The sequence below is a fragment of the Vibrio sp. 1401 genome (genome assembly GCF_033340295.1).
Map to the genome: position 1 here is coordinate 1 of NZ_JAWOWF010000573.1, position 596 is coordinate 596.

1 protein-coding gene and 1 pseudogene are annotated in these 596 nt (G+C 47.0%); both read right to left on the reverse strand.

Translation table 11 applies throughout. The features are described from left to right. A partial coding sequence (locus R7Z77_RS26895) for a YqiA/YcfP family alpha/beta fold hydrolase (RefSeq protein ID WP_318137246.1) occupies window positions 1-142 on the reverse strand: 142 nt, incomplete at its 3' end. 48 nt (window positions 143-190) lie between these two features. Then, window positions 191-596: pseudogene (locus R7Z77_RS26900) on the reverse strand (3',5'-cyclic-AMP phosphodiesterase); the annotation flags it as partial.

Consider the following 596-nt stretch of genomic DNA (forward strand, 5'->3'; position numbering starts at 1 on the left):
CAGGAAAGCAAGGCAATTGTGGGACGATGACTTTGATGTCCGGACGATGCTGCGCGCAATATTCTCTCATTAAATTGGCTTTCATTGAGAGCGGTGAGCTGTTGAAACCGTGGATGTACAATAGAAGTGAAGGTTTACTCATAGAAGTCTCGCATGAAAAAGCGAGCCCGAACTCAGAGCTCGGGCATCATTAATATCCGTTGGAAGAGAAATCTGGCTGGAATTGGCCTTCTGGTAAACGGTCGACATGGGTTGTGATGTCGCCGTTGGTGTGCAGTTCTAGCTCACGCCAACCTGGGGATGTGGTATCAAGCGCGAAATCATCGGAATTCGGCTTAAACTGGACACACGTTGATGGTGTTGCCATCACTCGAATACCTTTGTGTATTACGTTCATGTCTTGATGAACGTGCCCACACAAAATGGCTTTTACAGTGGCGAATCGATCCACAACTTGCCAAAACGCTTCTGCGTCTTTCAACATATGCTGATCAAGCCAAGCGCTCCCCACCAGCAAAGGATGGTGATGCAATAAAACCAGTGTATGACGCTCAGGAAATTCCGTTAATTTCTCTTCCAAAAGAGTCAACTGCTGA